Source organism: Nocardioides sp. J9 (assembly GCF_007829375.1).
GTDB lineage: Bacteria > Actinomycetota > Actinomycetes > Propionibacteriales > Nocardioidaceae > Nocardioides.
The window spans coordinates 1-1,764 of the sequence record NZ_VLJQ01000025.1; the positions used below are offsets into that span (position 1 = coordinate 1).

2 protein-coding genes are annotated in these 1,764 nt (G+C 69.8%); both read left to right on the forward strand.

The genetic code is table 11. The features are described from left to right. A partial coding sequence (locus tag L615_RS02820) for a transposase (RefSeq protein WP_186449695.1) occupies window positions 1-181 on the forward strand: 181 nt, incomplete at its 5' end. A 518-nt stretch (window positions 182-699) separates the two neighbouring features. After that, on the forward strand, window positions 700-1,764 hold a 1,065-nt coding region (locus L615_RS23040; RefSeq protein WP_186449696.1), incomplete at its 3' end, for a PKD domain-containing protein.

The following is a 1,764-nucleotide window of genomic DNA, read 5'->3' on the forward strand; positions in this document are numbered from 1 at the left end:
GGTCGTGGGGATCTTCCCCAACGCCGCCGCGGTCATCCGACTCGTCGGCGCGGTGCTCATCGACATGCACGACGAATGGATCGCCGGCGACCGCCGCTACCTGTCCGAAGGCTCCATGGCCAAGCTCTACGAGACCAGCAATACTGATCCCGTCGCCGCCATCGAGAGCAGCGACGAGTAGGCACCGAGGATCACCTCAAAACCCACCACCCCACGGGGCTCTGTCGTCTGCTGCACGGACAGGTCAGACTGTCACCCATTCGTGTAGCAGACCCATCTGTTGCAGGGCAGCGTCGCAGCGTGGTAGCTCGCCAGGTCCTTCCGGACTCAAGCAGAGGCTGTCAGAGACCTGCCTAGGTCGAGGAAACTGATACTCAGCCCTGCCGAGTCTTGCGAGGCGCAAGCGCGGCACGTGGAAAAGAGACCAGAACCGCGTCGCCAAGGACTGGGATGGTGAGCGATGGGTGCTAATTCTGCGCTCGAGGGGTGCACGCCCTGTGAACCCTTCGCACAAAGAGGGCCTTGACCTCGGCGTTCGTCGATGTGCGAACACCCCACAACAACAACCCCTCTGCGCGAAGGGCCCCTGCCACCTGGCGGGGCCCTTCGTCGTTCCCGGGCAAGGGTGTCTCATTCACCGACGCCTCCGGGTGATCGACGGGAAACAACCGCGTGCGTTGTGGTTCCTAGGGTGCGGCCATGGTCCCCCTCGCCGCGGCGCGACGGCTCGCGCTCCTCACCCTGGTCACCCTGCTCGCGGGGCTGCTCGCTGCCGCCGTGCCGGTGCGGGGCGCGGGGGCGGCGCCCGGTGTCCAGGGACGGGTGTGGCTGGTCGACGCGGTCGACGACGAGCAGGGGAGCCGCTGGGTGTCGCAGGACACCGGCACCTCGACCATCACGATCCAGGTCGGTGACACGGTCGAGTGGACCTTCGACCGGGCGGGCCTCGAGCACGACCTGACCTCGCTGGACACCGGCACGCCGTGGCCCGAGCCGATCCAGCGCTACTTCTTCCCCGGCGAGGCCGGGATGCTGCAGACCTTCACCCAGCCGGGGACCTACTTCTACGTCTGCACGCTGCACAACACCGAGATGACCGGCGTCGTGATCGTCGAGGACCCCGACGGCAACCGGGCGCCGACCGGCACCGCGACCGTGGCGCCGCAGAGCGGCCCGGCGCCGCTGGACGTGCACTTCACCGCGGCCGGCTTCACCGACCCCGACGGCGACCAGCTCACCTACGCCTGGGACTTCGGCACCGGCCGGGCGATGGACCGCTCGACGCAGGCCCACGCGATGTTCCGGTACGAGACTCCGGGCACCTACGTCGCCTGGCTGACGGTGTCCGACGGCCACGGCGGTGAGTTCGTGCGGCAGTTCCCCATCCAGGTCGCAGCGGGATCCGGCGACGGCGGCGATGGAGGGTCCGGCGGCGACCAGGACACGCTGCCCGAGGTCGCCGCGGTCGCGACCCCGGCGAGCGGCACCGCCCCGCTCGAGGTGGCGCTCTCGACCGAGACCACCACACGCGGCACCTTCGCGGCGTACGCCGACGGGCTGGCGTCGTACCCCGCCCTGACCGGGACCGCGCGGATCACCCGTGCCCGCGGGCGCACCGAGGTCGCCATCGACGTCACCGGCCTCGCGCCCGGCAAGGCCCACCTCGTGCACGTGCACGACAACCCGTGCGCGGTGAGCAACGCCGGCGCGCACTTCCGGTTCGACGAGGCGCAGCCCTTCGGCGAGGCGAACGAGCTGTGGCTG